The organism is Streptomyces nanshensis (genome assembly GCF_001751255.1).
GTDB classification, from domain to species: Bacteria; Actinomycetota; Actinomycetes; order Streptomycetales; family Streptomycetaceae; genus Streptomyces; species Streptomyces nanshensis_A.
The window spans coordinates 1-2,143 of sequence record NZ_LJGW01000584.1 but is presented as its reverse complement, the minus strand read 5'-3'; the positions used below and the strand labels follow the sequence as shown (position 1 = coordinate 2,143).

Genomic DNA, 2,143 nt, shown 5'->3' with positions numbered 1-2,143 from the left:
TGGCACCGGCCGCCGCCGCGGACGACGACGAGGGGACCGCCGCACCGGAGGCGCCGCCCCCCGGTTCGAGATCGTGCAGCGTCCCCTGGAATCCGGCCACGCGCGCGAGCACGCCCGCCGCGTCGCGCAGCCGAACGGCCCGTCCCGTACCGATGTTGACGACGCCCTGCGCCGCCGAGAGCGAGGCGGCGTGCACGGCCCGCGCGACGTCCCGTACATCGACGAAGTCCCGCTGCACCCCGAGCCCGCCGAGCCGCAGTTCGCTCTCGCCCTGCTGCATGGCCCGGCGCATGCCCTCCGCCAGGCGGCCCAGCGGCGAGCCCGCCGGTGTGCTGGGGCCCGCGGGCGAGAAGACGCGCAGCACCACCGCGTCCAGGCCCGAGGCGAGCACCAACTCCGTCGCCGCCAGCTTGCTCACGCCGTACGGACCGCCGGGACGCGGCACGGCGTTCTCGCCGATGGACGAGCCGGAGGCGGACGGTCCGTACTCCGCCGCGCAGCCGATGTGCACCAGGCGGGCGTCGCAGGCGCTGCGCCGGAGCGACTCGCAGACCGTGGCCGTGGACACCGTGTTGTGGCGGGCGAGTTCGCGCGCGCCGCCGCGGGTGGCGCCCGCGCAGTTGATGACGACACCGGGGTGCACCGCGTTCAGGAAGCGGGTCAGCGCACCCGGGCTGCCGGTCGCCAGATCGAAGCGGACGTCGGCGTCGTCGTTGCGGCCCAGGGCCGTGAGCTGTACGGCGGGGTCCGCCAGCAGCCGGTCGGCGACGAAGCGGCCCAGATAGCCGCCGGCGCCGAGCAGGAGCACTCTCATCGCACGCCTCCCTCAACAGACGTGCCGTACGCGGGACTTGCAGTGATCATCTGGTCCTGCTCCTTGTCGTTCGCCGGGTCCTTGTCCGGGTCCTTCTCCACGTCGCGCCGCGGGCCCTGGGCGGGTCCGTGCGCGGGGTACGGGGTGTGCGGGGCATGCCGGGGGCGTCCGGGAGGCGGTGCGCCGAGGCGCGGGCGAGCAGTACGTACGCGCACGCCAGCAGAAGCAGCGCCGTGCACCAGCAGGCGACGGCCACGGCCGACGTGACGGCGTCCGCCGTCGCCTCCGCGGACGGTGCGGCCGACGCGGAACCGGAAGCGGAACCGGTCGGGGTACGGGCCGCGGAGCCCGCCGCGGAGCGGAACGCGGAGGCCGTCGCCGCCTGGAGCGCACACGCGGCGACGAGTCCGCCCGCCGCCGTACCGCCGAAACCGTGCGCCGCGAGCAGCAGCGCCGCGAAGAGCAGCACTCCGAGGGCCGTCACCACCGGCAGCAGCCGGACGGTGGGCGTCGCGCCGTGCGGCGCCGCGAGCGGCACGATCTCCCGCACGGCCAGTTGGAGCCCCACGTACGCCGCGGTGAACAGCGTGACCGCCGCCGTCAGCAGCGGGCGCGCTCCGGACGCGAACTCGCCCAGGTCGCCGCTGTGTTGAAGCCTGCGCCCGGCCCGTACGGCGAACCAGCGGGCACACCACACGGCCGGTACGAGCGCGCACGCGAGCCCGGCGGCCACCTCGAAGGCGGTACGGGTCAGATCCCCACGGTCCGGTGGGACCGGCGAGGCGGCCGACTCCGCCGAGGTGAGAACGGCGACCGCCGCCGCGCACAGCACCCCCGGCAGGACGGCGACCAGCGCACGCAGCGTCCGGAGCGGGGCCCGCCCGGAGCCCTGAACAGAACCCGGGACGGAACCCGTGGCGGAATCCATGACCGGGCCCGGAACGGAACCCGGAGCGGAGGACGGCGTGGCCGCCGGGCCGCCGGGAGCCGGTGCCGACGCGTCGACGCTCCGCCCCTCGGCACGCGGCGCCCGCGCGAACAGCTCCTCGGCGAGGGCGAAGACGTCACGGTGCCGGTAGCGCGCCGCCACACGGTCCGTGACGCCCTGCGCCTCCAGCGCCGCCGCGATCTCCAGCGGATCCACGGCCCGCGCGCACAGCTCCCGGTTCCCGTGCATCAACTCCCGTACGGGGTCGGCACCTTGGCCGACGGACGGCACCGCGGACCCGCCCGGTCCTGACGGCCTGCGCCGCCCCGACGGCTCCGACCGCTCCGACCGCTCCGACCGCCCCGAGGACTCCGCCGCGGCCGGGCGCACCGGCGCCGTCC

The 2,143-nt window shown here is 76.5% G+C and carries 2 protein-coding genes; both read right to left on the bottom strand.

Translation table 11 applies throughout. The features are described 5' to 3' along the window. A partial coding sequence (locus tag AN218_RS29940) for an SDR family oxidoreductase (RefSeq protein ID WP_079132738.1) occupies window positions 1-814 on the bottom strand: 814 nt, incomplete at its 3' end. Between the two features lie 46 nt (window positions 815-860). Continuing rightward, the coding region (locus AN218_RS29935) for a hypothetical protein (protein ID WP_216311825.1) at window positions 861-2,143 on the bottom strand (1,283 nt) is incomplete at its 5' end.